Consider the following 14,123-nt stretch of genomic DNA (forward strand, 5'->3'; position numbering starts at 1 on the left):
CCCCTTACTGTGTCACAATCCGCCCATCCTCAATGCGGACAATTCGGTCAGAGAGTTGGGCAATTTCTTCGTTGTGTGTAATCATGACCATCGTTTGGGAAAATTTCCGGCCCGTCACCTTCATCAGGCTCAGTACATCTTGGCTGGTACGGCTGTCCAAGTTTCCGGTCGGTTCGTCGGCCAGGAGAATGGCCGGTTTGGTCGCCAAGGCACGGGCGATAGCCACCCGCTGCTGCTGGCCGCCGGAAAGCTGCCCCGGCAGGCTGTTCAACTTCTTTTCCAGCCCCAAGGCGGTGACTACCTCACCTACATAGCGCTCATCTACTTTACCACCATCCAACTGGATGGGCAAAACGATGTTTTCCCGCACCGTCAGCACCGGCACCAGGTTAAAACTTTGAAATACAAAACCAATTTTTCGGCGGCGAAAAATTGTGAGTGCCTCATCCTTCAGGGAGAAGATGTTCTTCCCGTCCACGGTGACGGAGCCGGAAGTGGGCCGGTCCAGGCCCCCCAGCATGTGGAGCAGGGTGGACTTGCCGGAGCCGCTGGTGCCCACGATGGCTACGAACTCCCCGTCCTCCACGCTGAGATTGACACCATCCAGTGCTTTTACCTGCGTATCTCCTTTTCCGTAATATTTCTTTAAGTTTTTGGTTTCTAAAATCGTCATCTTGTATACCTCCACAAAAAAGTCTGCATTGCCTTTTGACAATACAGACTTTACCACATAATTCTTTCCTGAGCCTTTCTCAAATCTAACAGAGTTGAAAGATTTCCTGTTCTTCATATCCGATTCAACGCACGAGGCAAATACAGTGAGAAAGTGCTTCCGTTTCCTGGTTTGGAGGATACTTTGATATAACCGCCCTGAAGGGACAGAATTTCCCGTGCCAGGTAAAGTCCCAGGCCAAGCCCCTCCGCCGAGTGCGTTAACGTACCACGATAGAAGCGGTTAAAAATCCCGCCCTGTTCTTCTTCTGGAATACCGGGGCCCGTATCCGTCACGTCCACCCGGCAAAAGGTTTCGAGCATCTGTGCAGATACGGTAACCCTTCCGCCAGCGGGTGTGTACTTTACCGCGTTGTTTACAACATTGCCAAGGGCTTCGCTTGTCCAGCGCGGGTCAAAGGAGGCGTCGCCTACAAACGGAAGGTTCTGCAAGGTGATTTTCTTTTTTTCCGCCGCAGGTCTTTCCTGTTCGACAGTCGCCTCTAATAAAGGAGCCACAGGACCCAGTGTGGGAGTTGGAACCACAATACCTGTTTCCAATCTCGAAGCCTTAACCAGAGTCTGAATCAGAAATGACAGTTTCTCCCCCTGTGTTAGCAGCGCCTGGACTTGTTCCCGCTGACGCGGCGACAGATCGCTTTCCGTCAAAAGCGAAGCGTATACAAGTAAATTTGCGATGGGTGTGCGCGTCTGATGGGAAATATCGGAGATCAGTGTTTTCACCGCTTCCTGTTCGGTTTTCATCGTTTTTTGCGTATGAGCAGAGCCGCGCAGGAAGCGAGCAAATTTTGTCTCCAGCGCAGACAGTTCTGTTTCATCAAAATGTTCCTCGGTAAAACCACTGGAAATAGACTGTTCCAACATATTATCCAGCCGCTGAACGGTTCTGCGCCGGGCCGTCCACTGCCAGAGCCCAAATAGAAGCCCAATGACAGCGAAAGCCAGCAACACCCAGGTCAAAGCTGTCATTTGCTTACCTCCCAAGTGTAACCAACCCCGTACACAGTTCTGATCGGGGCATTCCCGAGCTTCCCGCGCAGGCGCCGCACCGCCACAGATAAGGCATTTTCATCCACAAACTCGCCGCCGTCCCACACCTTTTCAAGCAGCAATTCTCTTGGTAACGTGCGGCCCCGGTTCTCCACCAGCAGGCGCAACAGGCGCTGTTCTGTCTTGGAAAGGTCGATGATTGTCCCTTCTTTGGAAAACTCCATCCGTGTGAAGTCGAGGATGAAACCGTTCAATTCGATCCGTTCCTGCTTTACCGGGACAGAGCGCCGCAGTTGGGCATTTACTCTGGCCCGGAGCACTGCCAAGGAGAAAGGCTTGGTAATATAATCATCTGCCCCAGCTTCCAGACCGGTAACTTCATCCAGTTCCAAATCATTAGCCGTAAGCAAAATAGCAGGTGTGGAGGTGCCATTCTGTCGCAGTGTTCGCAACAGTTCCAGCCCACTGCCGTCTGGCAGGTTAATATCCAAAATCAATAAATCAAAAACTACGCCCTGCAAAATCTTGATTGCCTGGAGACGTGTGCTGCAATGTGTGACGGTACAGTTTGGTGTTTCAAGTGCCATACAAATACCACGCCCCAGCGCTTCATCGTCTTCTAAAAGCAAAATTCGACTCACTTCTGTGCTCTCCCTTCCTTTGTTCTGCCATCGACCGGCTTTACAGCATCTTTAGGAAGCAGCCAAACACCGGCCATTTTCACAGCGCCGGGAATACGCCCCTCGACGCAGTAATAGTTGACTTGACGGGACGAAACGCCCCATTTTTCGCTTGCCTCTTTGAGTGTCATGTAGTCCATGCTCATACCTCCGACAATTTCTTTCATTATATTTCATTAGCTCGAAGAACGCAAGGCAGGAAATGTGAATAGATGTTGAATACGCTGCTATCGAAGAAGGATTTCTTTGATAGCTTTTTTTAATTCATCACTTGACATTGTGGCAAAGAGCTTATGAGCCAAGACCGCCTGGCTCTTATGGATGGCGGCAAATGTATATTGCAGGTGCGTGGAGTAAGACCGTTCTTTTCAGATAAGGTTGATATAACCGCACACGAGATGTACAAAGAGCTTTCGGATTTTGACAAGAAAAATCAATTTGATATTGAGAAATATGTTTCCGAATATGGCAGACCGAAGTTTTCCAAGAAGGATAAGTTCATAGAACTTGACCTTACCGGAGTGAAGTATCCGGATGATCTGGTGAACTTTGCCATAGAGGAAGCCGGGATGATGAAGAAAGCAGAGCAAAACGAAGCAGCGGCTTTACAGTAAAAAGAATAAATGAGGGGAGAATCCTTCATGTGTGTATTTGCCGCTGCTCCTGATCTATCACCACAATAGACCGCTCTTATTATATCACGGAGGGTCGAAAAATAAGAGATTAAAAGGAGATTATTTATTATGAATTTACTTATGAATTATGCCATGACTGCCATGTCAGGCTCTAACTTACTTTCAAGTGTTGCGTCATTTTTTGCTTCACACAAGCTGCTTGCAAACCTGCTTATCCTGCTTGACTATACATCGTTCCTTACAAGCGGTGTATCAGCACTCAAGGTCGTTATCATTGCAGTAGGCGGTGGTCTTGCAGTTCTTGGCGTTGTAAATCTGCTTGAAGGTTATGGTAATGATAACCCGGGTGCAAATGCTCATGTACGGTAGAGAAGCACAAAGCAAAACAAGGATAGCCAGCCCTGCCACTATTCCGAAGTCAGGGGAACGCAATAGAAAAATTCATAGCTGTATGCTATACTTAATTAGCATTTGAACATATCAAGCTGACACAGCAATCTCTTTACTTGCCGTTAATGCGCGTCTACCAATAGTCCGCACAAAGCAAGAGTAGCGTAAAGGTATAAAAATTTCAAACTTCTTTGTAACGAAATTCCGATTTCTCCGTCTAACCTATGAAGCTGAAGGAGGTGATGACAAGTATGGACTATGAAAAGCTCTATAAAGCCTACTATTTACAGGTATACTCGTATACTATTTCTCTTGCCAAAAATCGTGAGATAGCAGAGGAAATCACGCAGAACACATTCTATAAGGCTGTTTCTACAACATCACAATTCAAAGGTAAGTCAGATGAATTGACATGGCTCTGCTCCATAGCAAAAAACCTTTACCATGATGAAATGCGAAGCCGTCAGCGAGTAGCTGATGTGAGTGAAATCAATGACTTGCCATCAAATGAAAATGTTGAGAACTCAGTTGCAGATTCTGACATGGCGTTCCGCATACACCTCGTTCTTCACCGTTTGGAAGAACCATACAAAGAAGTCTTTCAGCTTCGCGTATTCGGGGAACTATCTTTTTCACAAATCGCTGCAATTTTTGGAAAAACAGAATCATGGGCGAGAGTTACTTATCATCGTGCAAAGCTAAAAATTCAAGAAAGGATGGATGAAAAGCATGAGTAAACAATGCGATATTGTTCGAGATATTCTTCCGCTGTATGTTGACGGTGCTTGCAGCGAAGCAAGCGCAGAGATGGTAAAAGAGCATTTGAACGCCTGTGCTGACTGTAACGCAATTTATCAGAAATTGCTTTCTCACACGAGCGAAGATGTTCTTCACGAAGAAAGCGAAAGCGTTATTATGCGCCATGAGGCAAAAGAAAAGCAGAGAGGCAGAAAAAAGATAACGATTGCTGTTCTCGTTTCCATCGCTCTTTGTATCATTGCAATTTTTACAGCTCTCTTTCTGTTACCTATAAACATTGCTTATGAGCCTGTCAAAATCGACTTCCCATTTGAGGTTGAAGATGTCGAAAACGTTGAAATGTACCACTATGACGGAGTGCCTGCATCAGCAGAAAAGAAAGTAGTTGTTGCTGAAAATGATATAAAGACCCTGTATGATAAGTTCAAGGGCTTATCCCTAAAAGACAAAACGACTGAGGAAACTGCCGGAGCAGATGTGACCAGCTTTAGATTTAACCTCTCAGATGGAACAAGCTACGATTTGATTTACGCCTGCTATGGGGTTAAAAACGGCGAATTGAAGTCAGCAGCAGGCGGTTTTAAGTATTTCACAAGTGCGGATATCGGCTCTTATTGGAACAATTTGAATACGGAACTTGAGGCAATTCCTATCAATGAGAGTGAATTGCCGTGAGCAGATAGCAAACCCAGCCGAGCCTGTCAACGGTCAAGATGAACGGCGCAAATGCGCCGCCGTTGACAGCCCCGCCCGTCTTTGCTGTTCAGTAATCAAGAGGGCGACAGCACAAGATGCTGCCGCCCTCTGCCATTATTCAGAAAGGGGGATTTTCCATGACCGAACACGAAAAGTATCAAGAACATATCCGGCATACACACGATGCCTTTTGCAAGACTGTTATTCGCCACGCTGCCATAGACGCAGCCCGGAGCATACGGAGCCGCCGCAAGCGGGAAATCTCGCTTGAATATCTGATAGAAGAAAAACACTATCCATTCAGTACCACAGATAAATACTTTGCGGAGCAATCCGGCATGACCAGCTATCCGCTTTTCGTCTGTGGTCAGATGGTGCTTTTGGAAAGTCCAGAGCTTGCCGCAGCCCTGTCCGCACTATCACAGATGGAACAGGAAATCATTTTCTTGTACTACTTCCAACGATTGACGCATAGGGAGATTGGACGGAGATATGGACGGGCTGGCAACACAACCGGGCGGCGTATTCAGATGATTTTACGGCGGCTACGGGCAGAGTTGGAGGGTTTGTCCTATGAGCCAGCTACTTCCCTATGAGACAATCGTTAAGGCAAGCGAGGGCGACCCGGAAGCTGTTGCCGCCGTCCTATCCCATTATGCGGGATATGTCCGCTCTTGTGCGAAAATGGACGGACAGATTAACACGGATATGCAGGAGCATATCGTCAGGCAACTGATAGAAAGCCTGTTGAAGTTCCGCTTTGACCGCTAAACAGAAAAGTTGTATAATTAGAGCCTGACAAATTAAACTTCAATGAGGGTAGAGCAAATGGAACAGATTATCAATTATAGAGACATACCCACAGATAAAAGGATTGACATATTAAATGCTCTTGAGCGAATAGGTTTTTTTCCGGCATACGGCGGCGTGAGAACAATGCAGCAAATTATGGAAAAGTCAGTTCCAGGTTCAGGCCCACAATTCTATTTCGTTTTCCGTGAAAATGAGTTGATAGGGTACAATTTTCTCATTGGGGACACTAAGAAATATAAAGCGTTCCCATGGCTTGCTATTAGCAATATGGATGAGCAGAAGTTGACTGTTTGTGAAGAACTGATGAAAATACAAATTGCCTTTTTTGAAGAACTCGGAATGCAAAAGATAGCAGATCATTGCGTTAGGATTATGGAAGATTACAGAAAAGGAATTGGAAAGCGGAAAGAAAGCGATTGCAGATAAATTCCATTTGAAAAACGGCTGACAATTTAATACCGCCGCCCATCACAGCGGTAGATAAGCAGTAAATCTTGAAAAGGTTTACTGCTTTTTTTGCGCCCATTTTCAAAAATCTTTGGCAAACCACACCGCCGGATTGTTGTAGGGAGCAGACAGGGAAAACAAAAAAATTTCCGCTGCGTTTGCCAAAACGACCCCTTTTCACCGTTGTAGTGGTGAACAGCGGGCAGAACACGCCGCCGCAATCGCTATATTGGTGGAGCAAGCCAGTATATCCGCAAACCAGAGCCGCCGAGGAAAGCGGTAGTTTTTTAGAGCAAGATTCTACCACGGTGCCAAAATCCGCATATCTGCGGTTTTGCCCCCTTTGGTAAATCTTGTTGGGGAGTGCCTTCCCCAAACCCTGCTCATGCGCCCTGTCGGGCGAGAAAGGAGGTCAACGCTTGAAGAAAAAATACAACACGCCCCACCGCTGCCATGTGGTCAAAACCCGCATGACCGAGGAAGAATACGCCGACTTTACCGAGCGGCTGAAACACTATGACATGAGCCAAGCCGAATTTATCCGGCAAGCCATTACACGGGCGACCATTCGCCCCATCGTTACCGTTTCCCCGGCCAATGATGAACTGTTGTCCGCCGTTGGCAGGCTGACCGCCGAATATGGAAAAATCGGTGGCAACCTCAATCAGATTGCCCGCGCCCTCAACGAGTACGGCACACCATACAACGCCCTGTCCGTTGAAGTCCGCGCCGCCATTTCTGACCTTGCTGCCTTGAAGTTTGAAGTCCTGCGAAAGGTAGGTGACGCTGTTGGCAACATTCAAACATATCAGCTCTAAAAATGCGGACTATGGCGCAGCCGAGCAGTACCTCACCTTTGAACATGACGAGTTTACCATGAAGCCCACCCTTGATGAAAACGGGCGGCTCATGCTCAGGGAGGACTATCGAATAGCCACGCTGAACTGCGGCGACGAGGATTTTGCCGTTGCCTGTATGCGCTCCAATCTCCGCTATGGGAAGAACCAGAAGCGGGAAGATGTAAAAAGCCACCACTACATTATCAGCTTTGACCCACGGGACGCGGTGGACAACGGTTTGACCGTAGACCGGGCGCAGGCGTTGGGCGAGGAATTTTGCCGGAAGCAGTTTCCTGGACACCAAGCCATTGTCTGCACCCACCCGGACGGACACAACCACAGCGGCAATATCCATGTGCATATCGTTATCAATTCTCTGCGGATAGCCGAAGTTCCATTCTTGCCCTATATGGACAGACCGGCAGACACCCGCGCCGGGTGCAAACACCGCTGCACAGACGCGGCGATGGAATACTTCAAAGCCGAAGTCATGGAGCTGTGCCACCGGGAAAATCTCTATCAAATCGACCTTTTGCATGGCAGCAAAAGCCGCATTACCGAGCGTGAGTATTGGGCGCAGCGGAAAGGGCAGGCAAAGCTGGACAAGGAAGCTGCCGCCTTGCCAGCCGAGGAGCAGCCAGCCAAGCCCACGAAGTTTGAAACGGACAAGGAAAAATTGCGGCAGGCCATACGCACCGCGCTGTCCTCTGCCGCAAGCTATGGCGAGTTCGCCGCCGTTCTCTTGCAACAGGGCGTGACGGTCAAGGAGAGCCGAGGGCGGCTATCCTACCTCACGCCGGACAGGACAAAGCCCATTACCGCCCGCAAGCTGGGAGATGATTTTGACCGCGCTGCCGTTCTTGCCCTTTTGGAACAGAACGCCCACAGAGCCGCCGAGCAGACCGCAACCGTACCCGAATACCCCCGCAACATAAGGGAGCGTTTGCAGGGCAAAAAAGCTGTCCAAACCACCCCGGAAAAGGACGGTATTCAGCGCATGGTTGACCGGGCAGCGAAGCGAGCGGAGGGAAAGGGCGCGGGCTATGACCGCTGGGCGGCAGTCCACAATCTGAAACAAATGGCGGCTACCGTTGCCGCCTACGGGCAGTACGGCTATTCGCCGGAGGAGCTGGACGCAGCCCTTGTATCCGCCAATGCGGATTTACAGGACAGCACCGCCAAGCTGAAAGCCCTGGACGCTGCTATCCGGGAGAAAAAGGAACTTCAGACACAGGTGCTTGCCTATGCCAAGACCAAGCCTGCCCGTGACGGTCTGAAAGCGCAGAAAACGGAAAAAGCCCGCAGCGCCTACCGGGAACGGCACGAAAGCGATTTTATCATAGCGGACGCAGCCACCCGTTATTTTCGGGCGCATGGCGTTTCCAAGCTGCCAAGCCATAAAGCCCTGCAAGCGGAAATCGAGCAGCTTACCGCCGAAAAGAACGCCCATTACAACGAATACCGGGAGAAAAAAGCCCGTGTCAAGGAGCTGCATACCGTGAAAAGCAATCTTTCTCAAATCCTGCAAGGCGAGAAAGACAGAGAGAAAAAGCACGAACATGAGCGTTAAAAACCGCCCCGAAACGATACCAAAACGGGGATATGCCCTGCACCCTATCCGCAATACTGCCCACCTTTGAAACGGGGCGCACAGCGCAGGAAATCCCCGAAAATGACACCGAGAAACTACATTTTTACCGACCTATCCGCTTATACCAGCGGAAACGGCAGAAAGGAGCGAGAAATGCCACGCATGAGCAAAAAGCGGCGGTTGGAATGGAGCTTTTTCCTCAACCACCGAAACCGTATTACCTACAATGACCTTTGCCGGGGCTGCACACACGGCTGCAAGCAGAGCTTCCGGGCGATTATCGTCCTCTGCCCCCGGTATTTCTCTAAGAGATGGAAACACAGGGAGGACACCGCCAATGGCAGATAACCGCAAATATTACTACCTCAAACTGAAAGAAAACTTCTTCGACAGCGATTCCATTGTGCTGTTGGAGGACATGAAAGACGGGATTTTGTATTCCAATATCCTCTTGAAGCTGTACTTAAAATCGCTGAAAAATGGCGGCAGATTGCAGCTTGACGAGCATATCCCCTATACCGCCCAGATGATAGCCACGCTGACCCGTCACCAAATCGGGACGGTGGAACGGGCATTAGCCATCTTCCAGCAGTTAGGGCTTGTGGAGCAGCTTGACTGCGGGCTGCTTTATATGACCGACATCGAGCTGATGATCGGTCAATCCTCTACCGAAGCGGAACGGAAACGCGCCGCAAGGCTTGAAAATAAGGCACTTTTGCCGCCGCGGACAAATGGCGGACATTTGTCCGACATTCGTCCACCAGAGATAGAGATAAAGAAAGAGATAGATATAGAGTTAGAAAAAGAGGGAGAGTTAAAGGGACAAGCCCTCGCCCGCAGCTATGGCAGATATGAGAATGTATTTCTGACTGATACGGAGCTTTCCGAACTGCAAGCGGAGCTGCCCGAAAAATGGGCGTACTACATTGAGCGGCTTTCCGGCTATATCGCGTCCACGGGCAAGAAATATAAAAACCACGCCGCCACTATCCGCAGATGGGCGGCAGACGATACCGCAAAGGCTGCCCCGAAAAAGGGCATACCCGAATACACCTGCAAGGAGGGCGAGAGCTTATGAGTAATCTGTTTACAGAACGAGTTTTGAATATGGCGGCTGTTACCCCACAGCCGGAGGACTACACGGGCGAGGACGGACTGCTTTACTGCGGCAAGTGTCACACTCCGAAAGAAGCCTACTTCCTGGAAAAGCAAGCCGCCCTGTTTGGGCGTGACCGCCACCCGGCAGAATGTGACTGCCAGAAAGCCCAGCGTTTGGAGCGTGAAGCCGCCGAACAGCGCAGAAAGCACCTTGACACCGTGGAGGACTTGAAACGCCGGGGATTTACCAATCCTACCATGCAGGAATGGACTTTCGCCAACGACAACGGGAAATGCCCGCAAATGGAGATTGCACACTTCTATGTGGAGCATTGGGAAATCATGCGCGAGGAAAATATCGGCTATCTGCTATGGGGCAAGGTCGGCACAGGAAAAAGCTATTTTGCCGGGTGTATCGCTAATGCCCTCATGGAGCAGGAAGTCGCTGTCCGCATGACGAACTTCTCTGCGATTTTGAATGACCTGACCGCCAGCTTTGAGGGGCGCAACGAGTATATCGAGCGTCTTTGCCGTTTTCCTCTGCTTATCATTGATGATTTTGGAATGGAGCGCGGCACAGAGTACGGTTTAGAACAGGTCTACAATGTGATTGACAGCCGCTACCGCAGCCGCAAGCCCTTAATCGTTACCACCAATCTGACATTGGACAGCCTGCAAAATCCGCTGGACACCGCCCATGCCCGGATTTATGACCGCCTTTTGGAAATGTGCGCCCCTATCCTCTTTACGGGAGAGAACTTCCGCCGTGAAACGGCGCAAGCCAAGCTGAACAGACTAAAAGAATTGATGAAATGAAAGGAGTTGCCTATGGCAGAGAACAAGCAGAACACCACCCCGGAACGCCGCCCGGACTGCGTGACAGAGATCCGCATGGGCAACACCGTCCTTGTCGTTTCCGGCTTTTTCAAAAAAGATACCACCGACACAGCAGCCGATAAGATGATGAAAGTGCTGGAGGCAGAAGCCGCCGCAGGACACAAAGCCCAGCTTTCGCCCTAACGCTACAAGCCGCACAGAAAAATCGTCATTTTACCGGGCGGTAAAGAAGCAGAAGCCGCTATACAGACAGCCGCCCCATGTGGTATAATCGAAATACGGAATAGTGGGGCTGGCTGTCGGAAACGGAGGATTTTATGTTAAGACAGATCACCCAGAAAATCACTGCCCTTTATCCAAGACTATCCCATGAGGACGAGCTGCAAGGCGAAAGTAATTCCATTTTCAACCAGAAGCGTATCCTTGAAACCTACGCAAAGCAGAACGGCTTTTCCAATCTGCGCTGGTACACGGACGATGGCTATTCTGGTGCGAACTTCCAAAGACCGGGCTTTCAATCCATGCTTGCGGACATTGAAGCTGGGAAAGTGGCTACCGTTATCGTAAAGGATATGTCACGGTTAGGGCGAAACTACCTGCAGGTGGGAATGTATACCGAGATGATTTTCCCACAAAAAGGCGTCCGCTTTATCGCCATCAACGATGGAGTAGACAGCGCACAGGGCGACAATGATTTTGCCCCTCTGCGGAACATTTTCAACGAATGGCTGGTAAGAGATACGAGTAAGAAAATCAAAGCTGTAAAACGGTCAAAAGGCATGAGCGGCAAGCCTGTTACGAGCAAACCCGTGTACGGCTACCTCATGGACGAGGACGAAAACTTCATCATTGACGAGGAAGCCGCACCCGTGGTCAAGCAGATATACCGTCTGTGCCTTGCCGGGAACGGTCCGACCAAGATAGCCCGTATGCTGACCGAGCAGGAAATCCCAACGCCGGGAACGCTGGAATACCGCAGGACGGGCAGCACACGCCGCTATCACCCCGGCTATGAGTGCAAATGGGCGACAAATACCGTGGTGCATATCCTTGAAAACCGGGAGTACATGGGCTGTTTGGTGAACTTCAAGACGGAGAAACCGTCCTACAAGACCAAGCACAGCATAGAAAATCCCATTGAGAAACAGGCAATTTTCGAGAACCACCATGAGCCTATCATCGACACCCAGACATGGGAGCGTGTGCAGGAATTACGCAAACAGCGCAAGCGTCCGAACCGCTATGATGAAGTGGGCTTGTTCTCTGGTATGCTCTTTTGCGCGGACTGCGGCAGCGTCATGTATCAGCAGCGTTACCAGACCGATAAGCGGAAACAGGACTGCTATATCTGCGGGAACTACAAAAAGCGCACCCATGACTGCACCGCACATTTTATCCGCACCGACCTTTTGACTGCGGGCGTTCTCTCCAATCTACGGAAAGTGACGAGCTATGCGGCAAAGCATGAAGCCCGGTTTATGAAGCTGCTGATCGAGCAGAACGAGGACGGCGGCAAACGCCGGAACGCCGCCAAGAAAAAGGAACTGGAAGCTGCCGAAAAGCGTATCGGTGAACTTTCCGCTATTTTCAAGCGGCTGTATGAGGACAGCGTAAGCGGTCGCATTTCTGACGAGCGTTTCACGGAGCTTTCGGCAGACTATGAAGCCGAACAGCAGGAATTGAAAGAGCGTGTTGCCAGAATACAGGCGGAGCTTTCCAAAGCACAGGAAGCTACCGTAAACGCAGAAAAGTTTATGAACATTGTCCGCAAGCACATGAACTTTGAAGAACTGACCCACACCCTCTTACGTGAGTTTGTAGAGAAAATCGTTGTGCATGAGTGCAGCTACGATGAAAACGGCACACGCAGACAGGATATTGAGATTTACTATTCTTTCGTCGGCAAGGTGGACTTGCCCGAATGACCGCCTTTCCTATCCGATACCAAAGACAAGTATCGGATAGGAAAGGCAAAATTTTTTACACTTCTATTACTTCTTTATCACACATAAGCAAAGTCACAGGGCATGAAGCAGCTCATGGCTAATTAGATGTAATAAAAGCGGAGAAAGGAAAAGCACAATCCAGACGGAACCGGCGGTGTAGTCAAGAAATATTGTGGAAACGCAAGATTTCTGCTATAATGGGTATAAAACACTTGACGATGGAAAGAAAGGCGGGAAGCCTATGCACATTAGTTATCAGCCACTATGGAACACACTGAAAGAGCGTGGCATGAGGAAAGAGGATTTGCGGCTTGCCGCCGGTCTTACCACAAATATGATTGCCAACATGGGCAAGGGAAAGAATATCAGCATGGAAACGCTGGTTCGCATTTGTGAAGCCTTGAATTGTGGTATTATGAATGTGATTAAATTAGAACAGGACAATATCTAAAGCGATATAATTTTATATTTGATTCGATTTGCACAAAAAATTAAATTTTAATGGTGTATATTTTCTATTGTACCCAATGTAAATAAGTGCTATCATAAAATAAAACAAGTACATTTGAAACATTTTATGATTTGAGAGTGTGCTTGCAGGTTAGTAGCATATTGCCAATAACTGAATACAAAAAATGTAGGTTCTGGTCATTTTAGAAAGGAGCATTGTTTATGAAAAAATTTAGTAAAAGATTGTTTACCTCGTTGGTAGCGTTTTGTATGCTTTTTTCTGTGAGTGCGGTTCCTGCTTTTGCAGCGGAAACAACAACGGAAATAACGGATACTCAACAGCCGGTAGTCATTGGAGAATATGACGGATACTTAACCGATGTTATGATTTCCGATGGTGTCACCAAAAGAGCAGTCGCTAATGTTCGTATTAACTCTTATGCAACTTATGATGAGGATGATGGGATTCAAGTTCATGTGAAGTTGTATGTACCGTGGTATGAATCTCCAAAACCGGAGTTCACTGGTATGACTGGTACAGTTAATGTGCTTATGAACAAAAAATCCACCAATACGGCATTTGCAGAATTAGCCGACGGTGAAGAAACAATCGAAACTGATGTGGATACTGGAAGAACAGGTAATAGCGGAGATAAGGGAACGGTTTCTGTTTCTGGTGTTGCTACCGCTAATAATGCCTTGGCAGGCGGTGGAGCTTTCGCTATTTCTTACCCTGTGACACTTCCCTAATTAAATGCAAAACAGTTGTGAATTAAGGTTGGTAATAGGTAAAATGAAACGGTTATTGGCAATATGCGTATGTTTTTTTATGTGTGTAGGCTTATGTTCGTGTGATTCTTCCCAAACTCGGTCGGTATCATCATATAACTGGTCTTTAGAATTTATTACTGATTTAGATGGTAATATGTTATTCTCAGGTTCAGTGCATGATGACATACCAGTATTGGATTTGACATTGAGTTTTGAAGAAAAAAGTTTTATCTTAACAGATAACACTCATAAACAAGAATGGACAGGTACATATTCGCTTGAAAAGATTGACAATTCTTCTTCGAAACTCGGATTAACTTTTGAAAATTTAGAGGAGCCTGTTACAGGCGTATATGGAACAAGAGTTTATTCTGATGATTCAGAAAGCGCAACAATTACATTACAAACTGATGAAAATATCCTGTCTTTTGTTGGAGAAGATTCATAAA

Annotated in this window: 20 protein-coding genes and 1 pseudogene; 17 read left to right on the top strand and 4 right to left on the bottom strand. The window is 48.3% G+C overall.

Going from position 1 to position 14,123, the window contains the following annotated elements; all coding sequences use genetic code 11:
- Window positions 1–4 precede the first annotated feature (4 nt).
- The 4 genes from GT641_RS03170 to GT641_RS03185 all read right to left on the bottom strand — a co-directional run bounded on the left by GT641_RS03170 (window position 5) and on the right by GT641_RS03185 (window position 2,542).
- Window positions 5–673 (bottom strand): ABC transporter ATP-binding protein, encoded by a 669-nt coding sequence (locus tag GT641_RS03170; protein ID WP_055219593.1) that lies wholly within the window; start codon window positions 671–673, stop codon window positions 5–7.
- 113 nt (window positions 674–786) lie between these two features.
- Window positions 787–1,701 (bottom strand): HAMP domain-containing sensor histidine kinase, encoded by a 915-nt coding sequence (locus GT641_RS03175; protein ID WP_055219555.1) that lies wholly within the window; start codon window positions 1,699–1,701, stop codon window positions 787–789.
- Window positions 1,698–2,363: a response regulator transcription factor gene (locus tag GT641_RS03180; protein ID WP_129873158.1), complete on the bottom strand. Its 666-nt coding sequence runs from the start codon at window positions 2,361–2,363 to the stop codon at window positions 1,698–1,700. Before GT641_RS03180 ends, GT641_RS03175 begins: the two co-directional genes overlap by 4 nt.
- Window positions 2,360–2,542 carry a helix-turn-helix domain-containing protein gene (locus GT641_RS03185; RefSeq protein WP_055219551.1) on the bottom strand — a complete coding sequence of 61 codons (183 nt, stop codon included), beginning with the start codon at window positions 2,540–2,542 and terminating at the stop codon, window positions 2,360–2,362. The genes GT641_RS03180 and GT641_RS03185 overlap by 4 nt, the downstream gene beginning before the upstream one ends.
- Window positions 2,543–2,683: 141 nt before the next feature.
- Here GT641_RS03185 and GT641_RS13330 point away from each other — a divergent pair.
- The 17 genes and pseudogenes from GT641_RS13330 to GT641_RS03275 all read left to right on the top strand — a co-directional run.
- A pseudogene (locus GT641_RS13330) lies at window positions 2,684–2,863 on the top strand (conjugal transfer protein TraG); the annotation flags it as partial.
- A 282-nt stretch (window positions 2,864–3,145) separates the two neighbouring features.
- Window positions 3,146–3,406, top strand: a complete 261-nt coding sequence (locus GT641_RS03195; RefSeq protein WP_008402226.1) for a Maff2 family mobile element protein — start codon at window positions 3,146–3,148, stop codon at window positions 3,404–3,406.
- 245 nt (window positions 3,407–3,651) lie between these two features.
- On the top strand, window positions 3,652–4,164 hold the full coding sequence (locus GT641_RS03200) for an RNA polymerase sigma factor (RefSeq protein ID WP_003533443.1): 513 nt from the start codon (window positions 3,652–3,654) through the stop codon (window positions 4,162–4,164).
- Window positions 4,157–4,861, top strand: a complete 705-nt coding sequence (locus GT641_RS03205) for a zf-HC2 domain-containing protein (RefSeq protein WP_005946129.1) — start codon at window positions 4,157–4,159, stop codon at window positions 4,859–4,861. Before GT641_RS03200 ends, GT641_RS03205 begins: the two co-directional genes overlap by 8 nt.
- 116 nt (window positions 4,862–4,977) lie before the next feature.
- Window positions 4,978–5,478 (top strand): sigma factor-like helix-turn-helix DNA-binding protein, encoded by a 501-nt coding sequence (locus GT641_RS03210; protein WP_004853592.1) that lies wholly within the window; start codon window positions 4,978–4,980, stop codon window positions 5,476–5,478.
- On the top strand, window positions 5,456–5,653 hold the full coding sequence (locus GT641_RS03215) for a helix-turn-helix domain-containing protein (RefSeq protein WP_005921293.1): 198 nt from the start codon (window positions 5,456–5,458) through the stop codon (window positions 5,651–5,653). Before GT641_RS03210 ends, GT641_RS03215 begins: the two co-directional genes overlap by 23 nt.
- 42 nt (window positions 5,654–5,695) lie before the next feature.
- The gene (locus GT641_RS03220) at window positions 5,696–6,121 is read left to right on the top strand and encodes a hypothetical protein (protein WP_005921288.1); all 426 of its coding nucleotides are present in this window, start codon (window positions 5,696–5,698) and stop codon (window positions 6,119–6,121) included.
- A 440-nt stretch (window positions 6,122–6,561) separates the two neighbouring features.
- Window positions 6,562–6,960 carry a plasmid mobilization relaxosome protein MobC gene (gene mobC, locus GT641_RS03230; protein ID WP_192919790.1) on the top strand — a complete coding sequence of 133 codons (399 nt, stop codon included), beginning with the start codon at window positions 6,562–6,564 and terminating at the stop codon, window positions 6,958–6,960.
- Window positions 6,932–8,551, top strand: a complete 1,620-nt coding sequence (locus GT641_RS03235; RefSeq protein WP_192919791.1) for a relaxase/mobilization nuclease domain-containing protein — start codon at window positions 6,932–6,934, stop codon at window positions 8,549–8,551. Before mobC ends, GT641_RS03235 begins: the two co-directional genes overlap by 29 nt.
- 174 nt (window positions 8,552–8,725) lie before the next feature.
- Entirely contained in the window at window positions 8,726–8,920 is a 195-nt protein-coding gene (locus GT641_RS13120) for a hypothetical protein (protein ID WP_006573562.1), read from the top strand.
- Complete coding sequence (locus tag GT641_RS03245) at window positions 8,910–9,650, top strand: phage replisome organizer N-terminal domain-containing protein (RefSeq protein WP_117568906.1); 741 nt, start codon at window positions 8,910–8,912, stop codon at window positions 9,648–9,650. Before GT641_RS13120 ends, GT641_RS03245 begins: the two co-directional genes overlap by 11 nt.
- Window positions 9,647–10,486, top strand: a complete 840-nt coding sequence (locus GT641_RS03250; RefSeq protein ID WP_161116805.1) for an ATP-binding protein — start codon at window positions 9,647–9,649, stop codon at window positions 10,484–10,486. Before GT641_RS03245 ends, GT641_RS03250 begins: the two co-directional genes overlap by 4 nt.
- Before the next feature lie 12 nt (window positions 10,487–10,498).
- Window positions 10,499–10,690 carry a transposon-encoded TnpW family protein gene (locus GT641_RS03255; protein ID WP_005946147.1) on the top strand — a complete coding sequence of 64 codons (192 nt, stop codon included), beginning with the start codon at window positions 10,499–10,501 and terminating at the stop codon, window positions 10,688–10,690.
- A gap of 134 nt (window positions 10,691–10,824) precedes the next feature.
- Window positions 10,825–12,432, top strand: a complete 1,608-nt coding sequence (locus tag GT641_RS03260) for a recombinase family protein (RefSeq protein ID WP_161116806.1) — start codon at window positions 10,825–10,827, stop codon at window positions 12,430–12,432.
- A 262-nt stretch (window positions 12,433–12,694) separates the two neighbouring features.
- Complete coding sequence (locus GT641_RS03265) at window positions 12,695–12,904, top strand: helix-turn-helix transcriptional regulator (RefSeq protein ID WP_015514784.1); 210 nt, start codon at window positions 12,695–12,697, stop codon at window positions 12,902–12,904.
- A gap of 221 nt (window positions 12,905–13,125) precedes the next feature.
- Complete coding sequence (locus tag GT641_RS03270; RefSeq protein WP_007884079.1) at window positions 13,126–13,653, top strand: hypothetical protein; 528 nt, start codon at window positions 13,126–13,128, stop codon at window positions 13,651–13,653.
- Window positions 13,654–13,696: 43 nt separating this feature from the next.
- On the top strand, window positions 13,697–14,122 hold the full coding sequence (locus tag GT641_RS03275; RefSeq protein ID WP_022261510.1) for a hypothetical protein: 426 nt from the start codon (window positions 13,697–13,699) through the stop codon (window positions 14,120–14,122).
- Window position 14,123: the final 1 nt, after the last annotated feature.

It is taken from the genome of Clostridium sp. BIOML-A1 (assembly GCF_009874105.1).
Classification (GTDB): Bacteria; Bacillota; Clostridia; order Lachnospirales; family Lachnospiraceae; genus Coprococcus.